The sequence below is a fragment of the Kribbella sp. CWNU-51 genome (genome assembly GCF_054073265.1).
Genome location: NZ_JBSXMZ010000023.1, coordinates 210,475 through 229,607, shown reverse-complemented (window position 1 = coordinate 229,607; position 19,133 = coordinate 210,475). Strand labels below are relative to the sequence as shown.

Annotated in this window: 15 protein-coding genes; 7 read left to right on the top strand and 8 right to left on the bottom strand. The window is 68.7% G+C overall.

Going from position 1 to position 19,133, the window contains the following annotated elements; all coding sequences use genetic code 11:
- Positions 1 to 173 precede the first annotated feature (173 nt).
- Entirely contained in the window at positions 174 to 1,181 is a 1,008-nt protein-coding gene (gene dapA / locus ACXC9Q_RS24870) for a 4-hydroxy-tetrahydrodipicolinate synthase (protein ID WP_457059063.1), read from the bottom strand.
- Here dapA and ACXC9Q_RS24865 point away from each other — a divergent pair.
- Positions 1,165 to 2,241 (top strand): LysR family transcriptional regulator, encoded by a 1,077-nt coding sequence (locus tag ACXC9Q_RS24865; RefSeq protein ID WP_457059062.1) that lies wholly within the window; start codon positions 1,165 to 1,167, stop codon positions 2,239 to 2,241. The two genes, dapA and ACXC9Q_RS24865, sit on opposite strands and share 17 nt — an antisense overlap.
- A gap of 97 nt (positions 2,242 to 2,338) precedes the next feature.
- Here ACXC9Q_RS24865 and ACXC9Q_RS24860 read toward each other — a convergent pair whose 3' ends face one another.
- From ACXC9Q_RS24860 to ACXC9Q_RS24850, 3 genes are all read right to left on the bottom strand, one after another.
- Positions 2,339 to 2,791 (bottom strand): DUF4262 domain-containing protein, encoded by a 453-nt coding sequence (locus ACXC9Q_RS24860; protein WP_457059061.1) that lies wholly within the window; start codon positions 2,789 to 2,791, stop codon positions 2,339 to 2,341.
- A 105-nt stretch (positions 2,792 to 2,896) separates the two neighbouring features.
- Positions 2,897 to 3,682 carry an Fpg/Nei family DNA glycosylase gene (locus ACXC9Q_RS24855; RefSeq protein WP_457059060.1) on the bottom strand — a complete coding sequence of 262 codons (786 nt, stop codon included), beginning with the start codon at positions 3,680 to 3,682 and terminating at the stop codon, positions 2,897 to 2,899.
- Between the two features lie 124 nt (positions 3,683 to 3,806).
- Positions 3,807 to 8,402: an ATP-dependent helicase gene (locus tag ACXC9Q_RS24850; protein WP_457059059.1), complete on the bottom strand. Its 4,596-nt coding sequence runs from the start codon at positions 8,400 to 8,402 to the stop codon at positions 3,807 to 3,809.
- Between the two features lie 108 nt (positions 8,403 to 8,510).
- On the opposite strand from ACXC9Q_RS24850, the gene ACXC9Q_RS24845 reads away from it, so the two are divergent.
- Positions 8,511 to 9,656, top strand: coding sequence for an LppM family (lipo)protein (locus ACXC9Q_RS24845; protein WP_457059058.1), 1,146 nt, complete (start codon positions 8,511 to 8,513; stop codon positions 9,654 to 9,656).
- Positions 9,653 to 9,847 (top strand): DUF3046 domain-containing protein, encoded by a 195-nt coding sequence (locus tag ACXC9Q_RS24840; RefSeq protein WP_328521670.1) that lies wholly within the window; start codon positions 9,653 to 9,655, stop codon positions 9,845 to 9,847. Before ACXC9Q_RS24845 ends, ACXC9Q_RS24840 begins: the two co-directional genes overlap by 4 nt.
- A gap of 10 nt (positions 9,848 to 9,857) precedes the next feature.
- On the opposite strand, the gene ACXC9Q_RS24835 is transcribed toward ACXC9Q_RS24840, so the two are convergent.
- The 3 genes from ACXC9Q_RS24835 to ACXC9Q_RS24825 all read right to left on the bottom strand — a co-directional run bounded on the left by ACXC9Q_RS24835 (position 9,858) and on the right by ACXC9Q_RS24825 (position 13,525).
- A complete protein-coding gene (locus ACXC9Q_RS24835; protein ID WP_457059057.1) occupies positions 9,858 to 11,972 on the bottom strand; it encodes an MMPL family transporter in 2,115 nt (704 codons plus the stop codon).
- Between the two features lie 157 nt (positions 11,973 to 12,129).
- Positions 12,130 to 12,690, bottom strand: coding sequence for a GrpB family protein (locus tag ACXC9Q_RS24830; protein WP_457059056.1), 561 nt, complete (start codon positions 12,688 to 12,690; stop codon positions 12,130 to 12,132).
- A 43-nt stretch (positions 12,691 to 12,733) separates the two neighbouring features.
- A complete protein-coding gene (locus tag ACXC9Q_RS24825; protein ID WP_457059055.1) occupies positions 12,734 to 13,525 on the bottom strand; it encodes a hypothetical protein in 792 nt (263 codons plus the stop codon).
- Between the two features lie 248 nt (positions 13,526 to 13,773).
- Here ACXC9Q_RS24825 and recA point away from each other — a divergent pair, with 248 nt between their 5' ends.
- The 3 genes from recA (at position 13,774) to ACXC9Q_RS24810 (ending at position 17,257) form a co-directional block, all read left to right on the top strand.
- Entirely contained in the window at positions 13,774 to 14,847 is a 1,074-nt protein-coding gene (gene recA, locus ACXC9Q_RS24820) for a recombinase RecA (RefSeq protein WP_457059054.1), read from the top strand.
- A complete protein-coding gene (locus tag ACXC9Q_RS24815; protein ID WP_457059053.1) occupies positions 14,834 to 16,693 on the top strand; it encodes a RecX family transcriptional regulator in 1,860 nt (619 codons plus the stop codon). Before recA ends, ACXC9Q_RS24815 begins: the two co-directional genes overlap by 14 nt.
- 165 nt (positions 16,694 to 16,858) lie before the next feature.
- On the top strand, positions 16,859 to 17,257 hold the full coding sequence (locus ACXC9Q_RS24810; protein WP_457059052.1) for an MmcQ/YjbR family DNA-binding protein: 399 nt from the start codon (positions 16,859 to 16,861) through the stop codon (positions 17,255 to 17,257).
- On the opposite strand, the gene ACXC9Q_RS24805 is transcribed toward ACXC9Q_RS24810, so the two are convergent.
- A complete protein-coding gene (locus ACXC9Q_RS24805) occupies positions 17,254 to 18,009 on the bottom strand; it encodes an alpha/beta hydrolase (RefSeq protein WP_457059051.1) in 756 nt (251 codons plus the stop codon). The genes ACXC9Q_RS24810 and ACXC9Q_RS24805 overlap by 4 nt on opposite strands.
- Positions 18,010 to 18,366: 357 nt before the next feature.
- Here ACXC9Q_RS24805 and ACXC9Q_RS24800 point away from each other — a divergent pair, with 357 nt between their 5' ends.
- The gene (locus ACXC9Q_RS24800) at positions 18,367 to 18,831 is read left to right on the top strand and encodes an antitoxin (RefSeq protein WP_457059050.1); all 465 of its coding nucleotides are present in this window, start codon (positions 18,367 to 18,369) and stop codon (positions 18,829 to 18,831) included.
- Positions 18,832 to 19,133 lie beyond the last annotated feature (302 nt).

Here is a 19,133-nt window from a genome sequence, read left to right as displayed (position 1 = left end):
GGCCTGACGCTGTCCGCTTGGTGCGCCCGACCGCCAACTGCCCGCTGCGTTCGGGCAGCAGCCACGATGCGCCTCGCGCGGGCGGCCGCAGCCCGCTGCGCCGCGGGGAAGTTGGATCTAGCGGACCACGGAGCTGGACCTCCGCCGAGCACCTCCTGCCCGGGTCCTCGCGGTTAGCGGCGGATTGCCGGCTCGAGAGCTGGCTTGGTGCCGGGTGTGTCGAAGGTGTCGCAGCATGCGAGAGCGGCGGTGGTGGCTGCCGGGCTGGACGGCAGCAGTGGTAGGCGCACGTTTGGGCTGGGGATGCGGCCGTGAGCCGCCAAGACGGCCTTGATCACCGCAGGATTGGGCTCGGCGAAGAGCGCGCGGGCCAGCGGAACGAGCCGGTTGCTGAGCGCACGCGCGTGTTCGAGCGGCCCGTCGCGCCAAGCGGCGAGGAGGTCTGCGTACGCCCGCGTCGCCACATTGGCGCAGGCCAGGACCGCGCCGTGTGCTCCGAGCGCCAGCAGTGGGCCCACGTACAGGTCGTCGCCGGCTAGAACCGCGACATCCTCCGACACGGTGCTCATGAACTCGACAGTCGCATCGTCGATCCCTCCGACTGCGTGCTTGAACCCGGCAACGTTGGGGATCCGAGCTAGCCGACCAAGGGCATCCGCGCCCAACGGCCTGCCCGTGCGGTAGGGAACGTTGTAGACGAGCAACGGCACCGGACTGGCAGCCGCAAGTCGCCGGAAATGCTCAACGACGCCATCCTCGGACGGCCGGGTGTAGTAGGGGACCACCGTGAGAACAGCGGTGGCGCGTGGATCGATCTCGGCGAGCGAGTCAATCGAGCCGGCGGTCGAGTTCGACCCGGTGCCGACAACCAAGTCCGCGCCGTGCTCCACGCACACCTTGGCGCAGATATCGACCACCCTTCGGCGCTCCGCAGACGTCAGCGTCGCAGGTTCGGCGGTCGTGCCCAAGGCAACGATCCCGGCCGCTCGGTCATCGAGGACGGCATGGGCGAGTGCCTCCAGTGAATCGGAGGCGAGCTCACCCGCGGCGGTGAACGGCGTGACGAGCGGAACGAAGAGACCAGAGAGCGACATGCCTCGACGATCACGCATTCCGCTCTGCAGATCCAGTTCGCATTTGTGTCGTCGAGCGTAAGCTGAGCTGATGCTCGACGTACGCAAACTCCGGTTCCTCCGCGAGTTGGCCCACCGGGGAACGATCGCTGCCGTTGCCGAGGCGTTGACCTACTCGCCGTCCGCGGTGTCACAACAGCTCACCGCCCTCGAACGCGAGACCGGCGTACCGCTACTCGAACGGACCGGCCGGCGAGTCACGCTGACCCCAGCCGCACGCGCCCTCGTCGAGCGCACCGAGTCGATCCTCGCGATCCTGCAGGAGGCCGCCGCTGACCTGGCATCGACCGCAACCGCACTCACCGGAACCGTGCGCATCGGCGTCTTCCCGACTGCAGTCCCGACCATCCTGACGCCAGCCGTCGTCGCCCTCAGCACTGACCACCCAGGCCTGGACCTGATGGTCACCGAACTGGATCCGGCGTCGATGCCCGATGCCCTCCGCGATGAAAGTCTCGACGTCGCCCTGCTCCAGGAATACGACTACGTCCCAATCGCATCCGATCCCGGTTTGCAAACGGAACCGCTGCTCGAAGAAACCGTCCACCTGGCTGCCCTGACGACCGGACCCTTGACCGACCGGCGTGGTTCCCCGTGGATCGCCGGCACCCCAGGGACCCTCTGCCACTCCCTGACCATCCGGGCCTGCGAGGCCGCAGGATTCACGCCCCGCATCCGCCATCACGCCGACGACTTCGGCGCAGTGCTCGCATTGGTCGCGGCCGGCCAAGGCGTCGCCTTCGTCCCCGACCTGGGCGCCGCCGCGCCACCCGCCGCCGTCGTACTGACGCCCCTCTCCATCCGACGCAGAACCCACCTGGCCTACCGCCGCGGCACCGCCACCCACCCAGCCATCGCCGCCGCCCGCACAGCCCTACACACAGCCATCGCACCTCCGAGGTCCACATCCACGAGCGCCAAGTCCCCGGGCGCCACGTCCCTGGGCGCCGGATCCACGGCCGCCACATCCGCGGGGGCGGCATCCATGAGCGCCACATCTCCGGGCGCCGCATCCACGGCCACCACGTCCCCGGGCGCCGCATCTACGGCCGCCACGTCCATGAGCGCCACATCCACGGGCACCAACCCGCGGCAGGCCCAGCACTGATAGCTCCGACCGCTCGCGCACTTCCCGAGCGGGGTGCCGTCGCCTAGCGCACCACCCGGCCTCGCCCAGGCCTCGCTGAACGGGAACTGGTCGGGCATTAGCGCCGGTCGTCATTGGCGTCTCGCTTGGGGGTGGGGTGGCTGGTGCTTGGTTGGATGAGGGTGACGCGATGGGGCCAGAGGAGTTGAAGGGCGGGGAGGGGAGACTCGTCGGGGTCGCGGAACATGTGGTTGGCGGTGAAGAGGTGGGTTGCCGAGTCGGGGAAGCGGAGGAGCTCGGCGGTTTCTGGTGGTGGGAAGAATGCCGAGAGGTCGTCGCCTTCGTCGAAGACAGCGCCGTCCATCACTGCCCAGGCCAAGGGTTTGAGGCCCAGGTAGGCCCAGGCTGGATCGGGATCGAAGACGATGATCTCCGGGTGGCGGTACAGGCTCAGCCCGAGGCTGTATCCGAAGCCGGGATTGCGGGCGCCGTCGCCCTCGACGTACTGCATCGTCCAGCCGTAGGTCTGGATGTTCCGTTCGATCTGCCGCGAATACTGCTCGTTGGTCAAGCCACCGCATCTGTCGCACATCAACCTCTCCTCTCGTTCGAACAAATGTTCGATGCATCAGAGAAGATATCCGTGTCGCGTCCCGGTGATGGCGTTGTCCACAGGTCAGTTCTCGGGCTGGCAGGCCGGGCACCAGTACGTGATCCGCTCCCGGGGTGGTTCACCGAGCGAAGCGGTCAGGATCGTCGTACCGCAGCGGCGGCAGGGTTTGCCGGCGCGTTCGAAGACCCAGGATCGCTGGCCGGGTCGGTCGACGCCGGTGCTCACCTGGGTGCCGTTGCGGACGTTGGCCTTCATCAGTCGCCGGCTGAGGTCGACCGCCGCGGGTACGTCGACCGCGGACACCGGGCGCCATGGGTGGAGTCCGAGCAGGAAGCAGACTTCGGTGCGATAGAAGTTGCCGATGCCGGCCAGATTCCGCTGATCGAGCAGCGCCTCGCTGATGGTTCGCTTCGGGTCGGCCTCGACGTTGGTGATCGCTACGGCGCGGTCGAAGGACGGCGACAGCAGATCCGGCCCGAGGTGACCGACGACGGTCTCTTCGGCGTCCGTCGCGACGAGGTCGAGCACCGGCAGCCGGTAACCGACGGCCGTCCAGGAGGCGGTCTCCAGTACGGCGCGGATCTGGTGATCAGGTCCGCCATGCCATCGCTCTCCGGGGCGGTACAGATGCCAGCTCCCGTCCATCCTGAAGTGACTGTGCACTGTCACTCCACCGGAGAGGCGCATGAGCAGGTGCTTGCCGCGTGCAACGACCTCCAGCACCGTGCGACCGCTGAGGTCGGTCGTCGCCAGTGACGGCACGCGGAAGTCCGTCCGGAGCAGCTCCTGCCCGCCGAGCGCCTGATTCAGCCGCTTGCAGGCCCGCCAGACGGTATCGCCCTCAGGCACTCCCAATCACCCCAGCCATCTCACTAGCATCGCCGATCGCGGAGTGTTGTGCTCGCGGCGATGGGTCGAGCCAGCCATGGCGTCGAGAGGTGATTCGCAAGTGCCCGGCCCTGGGGGGTGGGTTTCAGGCTCGGAGGCGTAGGCCTCGGGGGGTTGCGTGGAAGCCTGCTTTGGCGAGGGCGTCGCCGAAGGCTGTGTGGCGGACCTGTTCGCCGTCGGCCGTCTCCACGCTGAGCTTGCCGAGTTGGCCGTCTCGGATGGACAGCGCGAGCGCATCGACTGCAGGCTGGAGGAGGTCCGGGTCCTCGGTGAAGCTGAGGACGGTCCGGCCGCCACGTTCGACGTACACGATCAACTGCCCGTCCACCATCACGATCAGCGCGCCGGCCTTCCGCCCGGGTCTGTGCCCGCCGGCGCTTTCGCGCTCGGGCCACGGTAGGGCAGCGCCGTAGGGGTTCGCGGGATCAGAGGCCGCGAGTACGACGGCCCGCACGGTCAGCTCCTCGTCACGTCGACTGCGTCCCGGACCACCGGCGACAGACCCGGGTAGCTCGGCCAAAGCGCGCAGTCGATCCACCGCACCGGGGAGGGCGAACTGTGCGGCCCCGAGCCCGGCCACGAAGTATCCGCGCCGGCACCGCCCCGACTCCTCGAACGCGCTCAGCACCTTGTAGACCGCAGCAAACCCACCGGGCGTCCGCTCGGTGATCACGGACCCTCGCGTGACGATGCCGTACCGATCCAGCAGTGTCTCCGCCGCGGCATGCGCCCGCCGTGTCGCATCGGCACTACGGGCCGGAAGCAACGACCATCGCCCACCGGCTGTCGGTGGCCCACTGCGTGACGGCATTGCCGGTCGGCCCGGCCGCGTCGGGCGTCCAGGCCGCGCGCGAGGCGTCGTACGGCGAGTTCGGTGACTACCGCGACCTCCGCCCACGAGCGAGCGCACCGGAGCGAGTGTGTCGTTGGTCAGGTGACCAGCCCAGACGAGGTCCCACAACACCCCGACCAGCGTCTCGTCGTTCACCACTCCCGAGGCCGCCCCGACAACGTCGCTCAACTGCCGGAAGAAGAACGCGCCACCACCCGACAACGCGTCGAGCACGGCCTGATGCGTCTCTCCGAGCTCGAGGGCAGGATCGGGGTCAGGCAAGGTCAGATCGCAGTTGTCCGCGAGGTGGAGGGACACCCACCCATCCGTCCCCGGCAACGATCCCGAACCCGCCCACACCACTTCACCGGTCGCCGTCAGCTCGTCCAGCATCGACGGCTGATACCCCGGCACCCGCGACGGCAGCACGATCGACTCCAGCGCCGACGCCGGCACCGCGCATCCGGCCAACTGCTCGACCGCACCGAGGAGTACGTCGTACCCACGGCCGCGGCTGCTCGTGATGCCTTGCCAAGCGGGAAGGAAGCGGGCGAGCGCAGATGGATCGACCGGCTCGACCTCCTTGCGCAGCGCCGCCAGAGACCGCCGCCGGAGCAAGCGCAGGATCTCGCTGTCGCACCACTCGAGAGCAATCCCGCCCGGCAGGAACTCGCCCTCGACGACCCGCCCCGCCGCACCCAACCGCCGCAACGCCTCGGTGACGACAGCAACGCCGATCCCCAGATGTGTCGCCAGGTCGATAGCCCGGAAAGGCCCGTGCGTCCGCGCGTAGCGGGAGACCAGGTCCCCAAGCGGGTCGGCGACCGGCTCCGCGTGCGCCTCCGCGACCCCAGGTGGGAGCGGTACGCCGAGGGCGTCTCGCAACCGGGCCACATCCTCAACCACTGCCCACCGGTGCTCGCCTGCGATCCGAACCCGTACGACCCGACGAGCCGTGGCCAATGAGGTCAGCCAAGACTCCGCGTCCGACCCGTCGACACAACGCTGCGATGCTTCGGACAACGACAGCGGACCGACCATCCGCAGTACGTCGAACAGCCCCTCCGCATCACGAGCCCGCCGGTCCTCGGCGAGCCGTTGGAGCTCGGCCTCGGTTCGCAGCACGACCTCGGCGTCGAGGAGCTCGCGCAGCTCGGTCCGCCCGAGCAGCTCCGCCAGCAAGCTCTGATCCAGCGCGAGCGCGGCCGCACGCTTCTCCGCGAGCGGACTGTCGCCCTCGTACATGAACGCGCCCACATACCCGAACAGCAACGACTTCGCGAACGGCGAGGCCTCCGTCGTCTCCACCTCGACGACCGAGATCCGTCGTTCGCTGATCCCGGTGAGCAGATCCTTCAACGCGGGCAGGTCGTAGACGTCCTGCAGCACCTCGCGCAAGGTCTCCAGCACGATCGGGAACGATCCGTACTTGCTAGCCACCGACAGCAATTGCGCCGACCGCTGACGCTGCTGCCAGAGTGGCGACCGCCGTCCCGGATTCCGCCGAGGCAACAGCAATGCCCGGGCTGCGCACTCCCGGAAGCGCGCCGCGAACAACGCCGATCCGCCGACCTCAGCGGTGACCAAGTCCTCGATCTCCGCGGGATCGAACAGCACCAGCTCCGCACCCGGCGGCAGCTCGTCCGTCTCCGGCAGCCGCAGCACGATCCCGTCGTCACCCGAGACCGACTGCGCATCCATCCCGTACCGCTCGCGCAGCCGCGCCGCGATCGCCAGCGCCCACGGTCCGTGCACCTGCCCCCCGTACGGCGAATGCACGCAGACCCGCCAGTCGCCGAGCTCGTCGCGGAACCGCTCGACCACGATGGTCACGTCGTCCGGCACCCGGCTGGTCGCGTCCCGCTGCTCGGCGAGATACGAGACCAGATTGTTGGCGGCGTACTCATCCAGGCCGGCAGTCCGCGCTCGCTCGATCGCCTTGGCCGCCGGCAATGCTGCCATCTTCCGGACGAACGCACCGGTGGCCGCACCCAGCTCAGCCGGCCGCCCGACCGCATCGCCCTTCCAGAACGGCAAGCGCCCCGGCTGCCCGGGCGCGGGGGAGACCAGCACGCGATCGTGGGTGATGTCCTCGATCCGCCAGCTCGACGCTCCGAGGGTGAACACGTCGCCGACCCGCGACTCGTACACCATCTCTTCGTCGAGCTCGCCGACGCGGTGGTTGGTCGACTCGCCGACCAGGAAGACGCCGAACAGCCCGCGATCCGGAATCGTCCCGCCGCTGGTCACCGCGAGTCGCTGCGCCCCCGGCCGCCCCGAGATCTCGCCGCTGACCCGGTCGAACACGATACGCGGGCGCAACTCCGCGAACTCGTCCGACGGGTACCGGCCCGAGAGCATGTCGAGGACCCCGTCGTACGCCGATCGTGGCAACGTCGCGAAGGGCGCACAGCGTCGTACCAAGGCAAACAGCTCGTCGACGTCAACGGTGTCCAGGGCAACGATCGACACGATCTGCTGCGCCAGCACATCGAGCGGGTTCGCCGGGATGTGTAGGCTCTCGATCAGCCCGTCGCGCATCCGCTGCACAACAACGGCAGTGTCGATCAGATCGCCACGGAACTTGGGGAACAGGACGCCACGCGACACCGCCCCGACCTGGTGGCCGGCGCGGCCGACACGCTGCAGGCCGCTGGCAACCGAAGGCGGCGCCTCGACCTGGATGACCAGATCGACCGCACCCATGTCGATGCCGAGCTCGAGGCTGCTCGTCGCCACCACGCACGGCAGCCGGGCGGACTTCAGATCGGCCTCGATCAGCGCCCGCTGCTCCTTGCTGACCGAACCGTGGTGCGCCCGCGCGATCAACGGCGGCGCCGCGAGCGACGCACCCGACTGGGCCATCACCTGAGCCGGCGAACCCTGATCGGCCAGCTCGAGCTCGGCCCGCTCGGCGGCGATCTCGTTCAGCCGGGCGGTGAGGCGCTCGGCCAGGCGGCGCGAGTTCGCGAAGACTATGGTCGAGTTGTGCTGGCCGATGAGGTCGAAGACCTGCTCCTCGACATGCGGCCAGATGGAGGCGTGCTGAGGCGGTCCCGCGGCCGATCCGGAGGTCTCGAGCTCGGTGGACGCCAGCTCGGCCATGTCCTCGACCGGCACGACGACGCTCAGCTCCCACTGCTTGGCGAACTTCGGCTGCACGACGGTCACCGGCCGCTCGCCACCCAGGAAGCGCGCCACCTCCTCGACCGGCCGCACGGTCGCCGACAGACCGATCCGCTGCGCCGGCTTCGGCAGCAGCGAGTCGAGCCGCTCGAGCGTCAGCGCCAGATGTGCGCCGCGCTTCGTCCCCGCGACCGCGTGCACCTCGTCGACGATCACGGTCTCGACACCGCGCAGCGACTCCCGGCCCTGCGACGTCAGCAGGAGGAACAAGGACTCAGGAGTGGTGATGAGTACGTCGGACGGCCGCGAGGCGAACCGTCGTCGCTCGCCGGCCGGCGTATCGCCCGATCTCACCGCAACCTCGATGTCGAGAGGCGCCTCGCCCAGCCGCCGAGCGGTCTCCCGGATCCCGATCAGTGGGGCCCGCAGGTTCCGCTCGACGTCGACCGCGAGGGCCTTCAGCGGCGACACGTACAGCACCCGGCAGCGCAGCTTCGGATCGTCGGGTGGGGGAGTCGTGGCCAGCCGGTCGAGCGCCCAGAGGAAGGCCGCCAGCGTCTTACCCGAGCCGGTCGGGGCGACCACCAGCGCATCCCGGCCCGCGGTGATGGCGTCCCACGCCTCGAGCTGGGCCGGGGTGGCCGCCTCGAAGACGTCGCCGAACCACGCCCGGGTCGCGGGCGAGAACCGGCTCAACGCGCTGGTTTTCTTCACGTCGCCCATCTTGCCGGGTCCCGCCGACAGTTTTCACCACCCGTTCATCGCCCGCTGTGAACGGGCGCTTTCCGTCCGATGCGAATCCTGTCCCCCTCGTCTGGGATGATCGGCGACATGATCAACCGCGTACGCGCAGCGCTCCTCGTCGTGGCCTGCCTGGTCGCTTTGACCGGGTGCGTGCAGCTCGACGCCGATCTCAAGGTCGGGTCGAACGAGACGGTCTCGGGCAACATGAAGATCGGGGTCGACAAGCAGCTGCTACAGGCCAGCGGGCAGTCGCTCGATACGATCCGGAAGCGGATCGACGACGCGATCAAGCAGACCACGACCGAGGGCGTCACCTGCACGCCGTACGACAACGACAAGTACGTCGGTTCGACCTGCACGTTCGAGAGCGTTCCGTTCGACAAGATGGGCAGCTCGAGCGGGGACGGGGTGAGCTTCCGCAAGGACGGCGACAAGGTCATGGTCTCGGTCAAGGACTCGAGCCTCGGCCAGGTCCCGTCCGGCAGCCAGCCGGAGGTGAACTTCAAGATCACCATGCCGGGCAAGATCCTCGAGCACGACGACGGTGCGAAGATCGACGGCCGGACCGCGACGTACGACAGCCTCGACAAGCTCGGCAAGGTCTCGCTGACGTCCGAGGCCGGCGGCGGCTTCCCGACCTGGGCGATCATCCTCATCGTCGTGCTGGTGCTGCTCGTGATCGGCGCGGTCCTCTTCCTCGTACTGCGTCGTCGCAAGGCCAAGGCCCAGCAGGGCTACGGGCCATACGGTCAATACCCGGGGCAGTACGCCGGACAGCCGGGGCCGTACCCGGGGCAGCCGGGCTACGGGCAGCAGCCTGGCTACGGTCCGGGCGGTCAGTACCCGGGGCAGCCTGGGCAGTACGGCGGTCAACCCGGACAGTACGGCGGTCAGCCCGGCCAGTACCCGGGTCAGCCAGGGCCGGCCCAACCTGGACAGGGTCAGCCTGGACCGGGGCAACCGCCGTATCCGGGGCAGCCTGGACAGCCGCAGTACCCTGGACAGCCTCAGCCGCAGCAGGGCCAACCGGGGCAGGGGCAATGGGGTCCGCAAGGACAGCAGCCACCGGGGCAGCAGGGGCAGCCGCCGCAGCAGGGTCAGGGCGGTTGGGGACAGCAGCCGGGCCAGGGACAGCCGCCTGGTCAGCCGCAGCAGGGATCGCCGTACGGCCAGCAGCCGCCCCAGCAGGGCGGCTGGGGACCGCCACCGAAGGACGACAACGGGCAGGCATGAGACTGACGGAGTTCTGGGACCGGATGGATCGCCATCTCGGTACCGCCTATGCACGGACCTGGGCCGAGACCCAGGTCGTCCAGGGGCTCGGCGGCCGCACGGTCGTCGAGGCTCTGGCCGACGGCGAACACGCGAAGACCGTTTGGCGCGCCGTCTGGGCCCACCTCCAACTCCCACCCAGCGAACGCTGACCCTCGCCTGTTAGGTGCTGGTGAGTGCCGACTCGCTCTCGGGCACGCTGTCGGCCGGCTCGGGATCGCGCTTGTTGGCCAACTGGCTCGGCCACCACAGGTGCCGGCCGATGTCCAGGTTCAGGGCCGTGACCAGCACGGAGCGGACGATGATGGTGTCGAGCAGCACGCCGAGCGCGACCGCGATCCCGATCTCCGCGAACGCGACCACCGGCAGCGTCGCCAGCACGGCGAACGTTCCCGCCAGCACGAGGCCCGCCGAGGTGATCACGCCACCGGTCGCCGCCACGCCGATCAGCGCCCCGCGCCGGGTGCCGTGCGCCTTCGACTCCTCGTGCACGCGCGTCATCAGGAAGATGTTGTAGTCGATGCCCAAGGCAACCAAGAACACGAAGACGAACAACGGCAGCGACGTGTCGGCCCCCTCGAACCCGAGCGCCTTGAACACCAGTGAGCTGATCCCGAGCGCCGCGCCGAACGACAGCACGACCGTTGCCACCAGCATCAGCGGCGCGACCAGTGCCCGCAGCAACAGTGCGAGGATCGCCAGCACCACCAGGAGCACGATCGGGATGATCACCTTGTTGTCGTGATCGGCCGCCCGCTGTGTGTCGAGCAGGATCGCCGCACCACCACCGACCAGGGCGTCGGCGCCCGGCACCGCGTGCACCGACGCCCGTACGCGATCCACGGTGTCCTTCGCCGCCTGCGAGTCCGCCGCGTCGGTCATCGTCCCCTCGAGGTACGCCAGTCCGCCGCCGACCCGCGGTTCCGCCACTGCGGCAATACCTTGCGTCGAGGACATCGCCGTACGGACCTCGGCGGCCTTGTCGGCCGTGCTCACTACGACCAGTGGATTGCCGGCGCCCGCTGGGAAGTGGGCTGCCACGACCTTCTCACCGACCACGGAATCCGGCGTACCGACGAACGACTCCTCGTTGGACAGGCCGTTGGCGTTGAGTGTCAAGGTGCCGAGTGCGGCGATGGCCAGGATGACGGATGTGGTGATCCAGGTGACTCGTGGACGTACGGCGATCCGCCGGCCGATGCGACCCCAGACACTCGTCTCGGTGTGATCATCCGATCCGTACGTCGGACGCAGCGGCCAGAACACCCAGCGACCACAGATGACGAGCAGTGCGGGCAGCAGGGTCAGCATGGCGACCAGTGCGATCACGATGCCGACCGCTGCGACCGGACCGAGCCCGCGCGTGGAGTTCATCGACGCGAACAGCAGACAGAGCATGCCGGCCACCACGGTGGAACCAGAGGCAATGATTGCCGGACCTGACCGATGCAGCGCGAACGCCATCGCCTCATGTCTGTCCTCATGCCTCCTGAGTTCTTCGCGGTAGCGAGCTATCAGAAGCAGGGCATAGTCCGTCCCAGCACCGAACACCAGGACTGTGAGGATGCCTGCGCTCTGTGCGTTGACGGTCAGGTTCGCCTGGGTTGCCAAGACGTAGATCACCGCCTGTGCGGCGAAGAGTGCGACGCCTGCGGACAGCAGTGGCAGCAGCCAGAGCACCGGGCTGCGGTACGTCAGCAGCAGGATGACGATCACCACGGCGGCAGCGGAGTACAGAAGTTTGCCGTCGATACCTGCGAAGGCCTCCTGCGAGTCGGCCGAGAAGCCGCCCGGCCCGGTCACGTGGAACGACAGTCCGTCCGGGCGATCCGCGGCAATGCGCCTGATGTCGTCAGCGCGCGCACCGATCGTCTCCCAGCCGCCAGACCCGGCGTTGATCGGGACGAGGACCTGTAGTGCCTTGCGATCCTCGGACGGGATCGGCCCGATGACATCACGGTCGACGTCGGGCAGCTCGCCGTACTGCGTGACGTGGCCTGCCACTGCTTGCAGATCGGCGGGAGTGATACCGGACGAGCGCTCGTACACCAGCACCGCCGGGATCTCGTCAGGGGACGAGAACTGCGCGGACTCCTTCAAGACCTTGGTGGACTCCGCGTTGCCGGGCAGCCAGGAGACAGCGTCGTTCTCCTGCGCACCGGTCAGCTTGCCCGCCGGACTGAAGCACACCGCCACGGCGACGATCCACAGCGCCAGCACGATCCACTTGGACACCTTGCCGCACGGCAACGCCGCCAGCCGTCCTGCTCCGGCCACCCGAACCACGCCCCCTGAGAGGGACGCCCGCCCGCACGCCGGGCCGATCACGGCGCCCCTGGATCCAGCCTGCTGGCTGCAGCAGACCGGGGTCAACGACCGCGCAGTAGTACTGCGCTCACCGTGCGTCCTGCTGCCCACTCGGGCACTAGATCGCTCAAGTGGTCCAGCCGGTGCGCGCGGCCCACTCTTCGGCGGGCAGGTAGATCAGGTCGCAAACTGGGTCCTTCAAGTCGGTGTAGTCCGCGACGTCGACCTGCAGTGCAGCGGCCTGGCGCTTGAAGGCGCCGTACGCCTGTGCTGTCGCCGGATGACTGCGCAGATAGTCGCGGAAGAGCAGTGCGTACCGCTGGTTCGCACGACCGGCGACTCGGACGTGCAGGTTCACCCGCCGCCGGTACATCGGCTCGCGCAGCATGCGCTTCACCCACTGCAGGTCGTCGGCGGGCAACCCGGGGACGGGATGATCCCGTCGGGGCGGGCGGAGCTCCCAGTCCGCTGCCACCATCCGCTCGGCCACGTCGTCGAGCTCCGGCTCCGTCCCGACCGTCACCTGCATGTCGAGGATGTCCTTGGCGGGCAGGCCAGGTACTGAGGTCGATCCGATGTGGTCGATCCGCTGAGCCAACTCGCCGAGCAGCTCACCGACCGCGTGCGCGATCTTCTCGTACTGCGCCGGCCAGCTGTCGTCCGGTCGTGCGATCACGATCCCAGTCATGCCGAGATCATCCCAGGACCGCGGCTGTGGCCCCAGTGTTTTGTCAGAGCGGCTTGACCCGGAAGGCACTGCTGCTGAGCAACTCCGCGGTCTCGTACGCCGCCTTGCGGATGCCCTTGCGCTCGTCGAAGAATCCACCGACCACGCCGACCCCGGGAAGCTTGCCGACGAGCCGGGCACCGATGCTGCCGCGCGGGCGGTCCTCGAAGACCTCACCGAGCCCACCGAACAGCTTGCTGATCCGCCCCACCATCCGGACGCCCATGCGCAGTCCTGCCTCCTCGGACTCATCGCCGAGCCCCAGTTGCTTCGCGACATCCTGGCCCGCCGCTGTCGGGTCGTCGTACTTGAGTACGTCGTCCGGAGTGATCGGACGGTCCGTCAGTACCCGTGCCATCACCGCCGTACGGTCGGCATGCGCCTCGACGCCGTACTCGCGGCAGACCGCACCGATCACCATCGCCTGGACGGCCGCGCCGAGGGTGTCCTTGACCGGCAGCCGGTCGGCGGCCGCACCGGTGATCCGGGGGAGACCGGCGACGACGGCCGCGAACCCGCCGAGTCGCTCGACCCACCAGTCGCAGCGCTTGGCCAGCGGCAGCGTCGGCCACTCGGCATGCCCGGGCACTCTCATCCTCAGTAGCTGGTCGACCGCCAGGATCAGGCCCTTCTCGGCCAGGTTGGGTTGCTCCTGGGCGGAGTAGTCGGCCAGGATGCTGCGGATGCCGAACGGGTCCTGGGTACGAAGCGCGTCGAGGACCGAATCGATGCCGAACTCGACCCGGCTGAGGGCTAGGACGACGGCGGAGTCGGGGACGTCGGGACGGTCTGCCACGCCCGCCAGGGTAGGGAGCCGGCGGTCCAGGATGGTGGCCGGGACAGCTTCGGCGTGTCAGTTGCGATTCGAACACGTGTTCGGGATAGTTTGGTGTCCTGAAGGTGCGCCGGGCGGCCGAGTTGTCCACAGATTCGAAGTGGCGGCGAAAACTGTCCGACGAGACGTTTACCTTCTCTGGCGACACGAAGTTTCTCCGGGCGGCTGGGACAGCGGCCCCGATATCAGATGGGTCAGGTGGCAGTCACATGGCGGGTGCAGCGAGTGCGGAGCGCGCGGCGGCCGATCGCGAGAAGGCGCTTGCGACCGCGCTGACGCAGATCGAGCGGCAGTGCGGCAAGGGCGCCGTGATGCGTCTGGGCGAGCAGGGTCGCGCGCCGATCGAGGTCATCCCGACCGGGTCGATCGCGCTCGACATCGCGCTCGGGATCGGCGGTCTGCCGCGCGGTCGCGTGGTGGAGATCTACGGCCCGGAATCCTCCGGTAAGACGACGGTCGCCCTGCACGCGGTGGCGAACGCGCAGCGCGCCGGCGGCATCGCCGCCTTCATCGACGCCGAGCACGCGCTCGACCCGGACTACGCGCAGAAGCTCGGTGTCGACACCGACGCCCTGCTGGTCTCGCAGCCGGACTCCGGTGAGCAGGCACTGGAGATCGCCGACATGCTGGTCCGCTCCGGCGCGGTCGACATCGTCGTGATCGACTCGGTGGCCGCGCTGGTGCCCCGGGCCGAGATCGAGGGTGAGATGGGTGACAGCCACGTCGGTCTACAGGCGCGGCTGATGAGCCAGGCGCTGCGGAAGATGACCGGTGCGGTCAGCGGGACCAACACCACCGCGATCTTCATCAACCAGCTGCGCGAGAAGATCGGCGTCATGTTCGGTTCGCCGGAGACCACGACCGGTGGTAAGGCGCTGAAGTTCTACGCGTCGGTGCGGCTGGACGTGCGCCGGATCGAGTCGCTGAAGGACGGTTCCGACGTGGTCGGCAACCGGACCCGCGTCAAGGTCGTGAAGAACAAGGTGGCCCCGCCGTTCAAGCAGGCCGAGTTCGACATCATCTACGGCCAGGGCATCAGCCGCGAGGGCAGCCTGCTCGACCTCGGCGTGGAGCAGGGCTTCGTCCGCAAGGCCGGCGCCTGGTTCACCTACGAGAGCGACCAGCTCGGCCAGGGTCGGGAGAACGCGCGGAACTTCCTGCGCGACAACCCCGATCTGGCCAACGAGCTGGAGAAGAAGATCAAGGAGAAGATGGGCATCGGCCCGACGCTGGACCAGCCGGCCGACGAGGCCGCCACGGCCGAGGTCGATGTCGACTTCTGATCGACCCCCCGCGGGCGGCAGCGTCCCCCGGTCCCCGGCCGACGACGCTGCGCCCGTGGCCCTGTCCCTACCCCAAGAAGAACGCCTAGCCCTGGCGCGAAAGCTCCTGGCAGAGGGTCTGGCTGCATCCAACGGGCCTGCCGGCACTTCCGCACAGCCCAACCGAGGTTCCGCCCAACACGGTCCCGATCAGGCTGCACACACCTCCGCGCGTGACGGCGATTCGGCTGGTGACGGCGGTTCTCGAGTCGGCGGTTCTCCGCGTGACGGTGGCTCTCGCGCCGGCGGTTCTCCGCGCGACGGTGGCTCTGCGGGCGAGGGTCGTCGTACCCGCGGCCGTAGGTCGGGGGCGAGGGGTGTTGATCCGTGGGCCGATCCGGACGACGTCTCGGCTGACGACGACTTTCCGGGGTCGGGCTCGCCCCGACGCCGAGCAGGGTCGATCCGTCGAATCGCCGAGAACGACGAGGTCGCTGAAGCCGCGGCACGCAAGGCCGACTCCCGGGCAGCTGCCCAAGCCTTCGCAGCCGAGGACGAGCTACCAAGCCGCAACCGCGACTCGCGCCCGCTGGACCCGTGGGCAGATTCAGATGACACCGCGTCTGTCGACGAGTCGCCGGGTAGCTCTCGTGGTCGTGGCTCCAAGGCAGGGACCGTCGATCCGTGGGGTGACTCAGCAGACGGCTCGGCTGACGAGGTTGCCGGACCTTCGGCCGACACCGGTGCCGTCGTACGTCGGGCACCTGAAACCGCCGCCGGAGGAAAGTCTGGTGCCTGGGGCACCGGAGACGATGAGTTCGGCGCCGGGCAAGACCCCGACCGAGCCGGGGACGCGGGCACCCGCGCTGGTGCTGTGGCGGATACCGGCGCGGCGGGGCGCGCCAACGCCGGTGATGCGCCGCGTGCTGGGGCTGACCGGGATGCCGAGGCTGTGCGTACGCGCTCCGGAGACCCTTCTGATGAGCGTGGTCGCGCGGTACGGGCATCAGGTGGTGGTGCTCAGGCTGGGCGGGCTTCGGGTGGGGATGGCGGAGGTCTCTCGGGCGGTGGTCGCGCTGGGCGTACCGCGGAGGAGCGTGCCGCGGGTAGTGGTGAGGGCGCTCGGGTTGGGGGTGGCTCGGGTGCGGGTGTGGGGGATCAGGCAGTGGGCTCTGCGGGTGCGCAGGAGCCTCGGGGTGGCGGAAGGGCTCGGGAGGCTGACTCGGGGGCGGGTTCGGGGGGCGGGGAGAGAAGGCAGCGGCGGACGGTGGGGCGGCGGGGCTTTGGAGGCGGGCGGGGGAGTCGACGTGGGGCGGAGGGGCCTGAGGGGGTGGCGGATCCGGAGTTGGACGGGGTGGAGGATCCGGGGGTGGTGGCTCGGGGGATTCTGCTGGACAAGTTGACGGGGCAGCCGCGGACTCGGGCTGAGTTGGCGGATCTCTTGGCGGAGCGTGAGATTCCGGATGAGGTGGCCGAGGAGGTGCTGGATCGGTTTACCGAGGTCGGGTTGATTGATGATGCTGCGTTTGCCAACGCGTGGGTCGAGTCGCGGCATCGCGGGCGGGGTTTGGGGAAGCGCGCACTGGCTCAGGAGCTGCGCCGGCGGGGTGTGGATGACGAGCTGGCGCGGGACGCGCTGGATGAGCTCGATCCCGAGCAGGAGGAAGAGACAGCTCGCGCTCTTGTTCGGCGGAAGTTGCGGTCTATGCGTTCGCTTGATCGGCAGGTTGCGATGCGCCGTCTGCTCGGGATGCTTGGACGCAAGGGATACCCCGGCGGCCTCGCGATGACGATCGTGAAGCAGGAGCTGGACGCCGGCCACGAGGAGCTTCCGCTGCTGGATCCGTCTGGGCTGGAGCCGGACTGACCGCGGGGGCTGAATCCGTTCACCTGCGCAATAGGTTGTGCTTGGGCGCCCCATCGCCTGATCACGCCACCCCGCCGCCGCGTCGTGTCGTGTCGGCGAGAAGTCGGTGGGGATACCTCCTTTTGTTCAAGTCGGGGGCCTGGTCGGCGGAGTAGCGTGACCGGCATGGCGACCCTGGATGACGTGGAGCGACTGGTCGCGGCGCTGCCGGAGACCGAGCAGACGACGCGGCACGGCAACCGCACGTGGGCGGTCGGCGGCAAGGGTTACGCGTGGGAGCGCCCGTTCAGCAAGGCCGATCTGAAGCGTTTCGGCGACGAGACCCCGCCGGACGGCCCGATCCTCGCGGTCCGCGTGGAGGACCTCGGCGAGAAGGAAGCATTGCTCGCCGCTCGGGCCGCCGACGGGTTCTTCACGATCCCGCACTTCGACAACTACGCCGCCGTACTCATCGAGCTGGACCAGGTCTCGGAGCCTGCCTTGAGCGAGGCACTGCTCGACGCGTGGCTGCTCTTCGCGCGGCCGGCGTTGGCGAAAGCGCACCTCGACGCCAACGCGACCTAGTCAGCAGGTCGATCCGTACCGAGGTGGCGAAGGTAGAAGCGGGCCGAGTCTTCGACCTCGAACCACGGCACATGATGGTGGCTGCCGGTATTGGCGTGGAGTGTCTTCTCCTTCGAGGCGAACGCGTCGAACAAGTCGAGACCGGTCTGGCGGTCGATCTCCTCGTCGTCCCACGGGAGCAGGAACTGGATCGGGATGGTGATCTGACGCGCCGCCTCGGTCAGAGCGTCGTACACGAAGACCCCGCCGACGACCGCAGCGGCAATCCGGGGTTCGACCGCCATCAATGGAAGGCCGATCGCGCTGGCCAACGTCATGCCGCCGTAGCCGATCGGTGTCTCGGGCCCGAGCTCGGGCAGTGCCTGGAGGGCGTCCACAGTGGCTTGCCATTCCGGGACGTGGCGCTCGGCCAGTGAGATGTTGTACTCGGCAATGATCGGGCCCATCGGCTCGCCGGCCGCCCGAGCATTCTGGAGGGCAGCGACCCACTGCTCGTCCTGCGCATTACGCGGCCGGTCGCCATGTCCGGGTGCATCGATGGCGGCGACGGTGAAACCGCAGGTGGTCACGTAGTGGTGAGCACGGGCCACGAGTCCAGGAGCCTTCTTGTGCAGGCCGCCTGGGTGACCCATCAGGATCAGAGGCGCACCGGCGGCGCCGGCTGCGGGTGACCAGAGGACGCCGGGTACGTCGCCCAGCGTGAAATTGCGTTCGATGACACCGTTCGACGATGTCTTCGCGATGAAATGCATGGCTGTTGCCTTTCGGGAGTGCCTGTTGGTCGAGGCGCTCCCGGCGACAGCTACAGCTGTCGCCCAACCGTGAAAACGAAGAGAGCGCCCATGGGGGCCTCACCTCCTCGCGTTGTGTCACGGACGGCCGAGACGTTAGCAGTCAGAGCGTCATCTGGCCCAGCGCTTTCCATCGCGGGAGGACATGAGGGGGCGCGTGACGACGGAGAGTGAGGGCAATCGGAGGGGGTGCGAGCGGCGAGGGGCGTTGACGGGTGCGGTGTGACGGTGTGTTATCCGAAGTAGGGCCGGTGTTTTGGCCGGTCCGTAGGCTGGGGATTTTCCGTCGATCCGCCCCTGAACACCGCGGAGGGTGCAATGAACGATTTCCAGGAACAGGCGAAGAACTGGCTCCGGAATGTCGTCAAGCAGAACCCGGACAAGATCAAGGCCGGCGTCGAGAAGGCCGGAGACCTGGTCGACAAGCAGACCGGCGGGAAGTACGCGGAGAAGGTCGACGCTGTGCAGCAGAAGGTCGGCGGCCTCGTGGATTCCCACGCGTCCGAGGGCACCTCCGCCGAAGCGCCGTCCGCCGCGGACCAGGCGAGTGAAGCCGGTGCGGGCGGTGTCGCGTCCGCCGGTGGTGGCGGTGCGCCGGAAGCCGAGGTCGTCGGTGGAGAGACTCCCGACCCGGCGTCCCAGCCGGACAGCTCGGTCGGCTCAGGCACGGAAGGCGCCGGCGCCGGCGGCACCGGCACCGGCAGCACCGCCACCGGCCAGGCCGACGTCGGCACCGAGCCGCCGCTGGAGTCCGAGGGAGAACTGCCCGGCCCGCGCCCGTAGCCCGAGCCGAACGAGCTCGAGAACGGAGTCCGAGCCGACCTCCAGGAGCCGGGACGAGCTCGAGAACAGAGTCCGAGCCGACCTCGGGAACAGAATCCGCGCCGACCTCGGGAACAGAATCCGCGCCAGGCTCGAGAATCCGGGACGACCGCCAGAATCCGGAACCGACCGCCGAAACCTTCGGCCGACTCCGACAGGTCGCCCCGGGCTGTGGCGTGCCGGGAGCAGCTTGTTGTGGAGTAGACCAATGTGATTAGTGGTCTTGCGGCGGCGATGACGGGGAAGAGTGGTCTTCGTGCTCG

Excerpts from the sequence above, each read along its gene's own strand:
- ACXC9Q_RS24865 (WP_457059062.1), top strand. The coding sequence starts at position 1,165 with ATGCTCGACGTACGCAAACTCCGGTTCCTCCGCGAGTTGGCCCACCGG.
- recA (WP_457059054.1), top strand. The coding sequence starts at position 13,774 with ATGGCGGGTGCAGCGAGTGCGGAGCGCGCGGCGGCCGATCGCGAGAAG.
- ACXC9Q_RS24845 (WP_457059058.1), top strand. The coding sequence starts at position 8,511 with ATGATCAACCGCGTACGCGCAGCGCTCCTCGTCGTGGCCTGCCTGGTC.
- ACXC9Q_RS24850 (WP_457059059.1), bottom strand. The coding sequence starts at position 8,402 with ATGGGCGACGTGAAGAAAACCAGCGCGTTGAGCCGGTTCTCGCCCGCG.
- ACXC9Q_RS24810 (WP_457059052.1), top strand. The coding sequence starts at position 16,859 with ATGGCGACCCTGGATGACGTGGAGCGACTGGTCGCGGCGCTGCCGGAG.
- ACXC9Q_RS24840 (WP_328521670.1), top strand. The coding sequence starts at position 9,653 with ATGAGACTGACGGAGTTCTGGGACCGGATGGATCGCCATCTCGGTACC.
- ACXC9Q_RS24805 (WP_457059051.1), bottom strand. The coding sequence starts at position 18,009 with ATGCATTTCATCGCGAAGACATCGTCGAACGGTGTCATCGAACGCAAT.
- ACXC9Q_RS24815 (WP_457059053.1), top strand. The coding sequence starts at position 14,834 with ATGTCGACTTCTGATCGACCCCCCGCGGGCGGCAGCGTCCCCCGGTCC.
- ACXC9Q_RS24830 (WP_457059056.1), bottom strand. The coding sequence starts at position 12,690 with ATGACTGGGATCGTGATCGCACGACCGGACGACAGCTGGCCGGCGCAG.
- ACXC9Q_RS24800 (WP_457059050.1), top strand. The coding sequence starts at position 18,367 with ATGAACGATTTCCAGGAACAGGCGAAGAACTGGCTCCGGAATGTCGTC.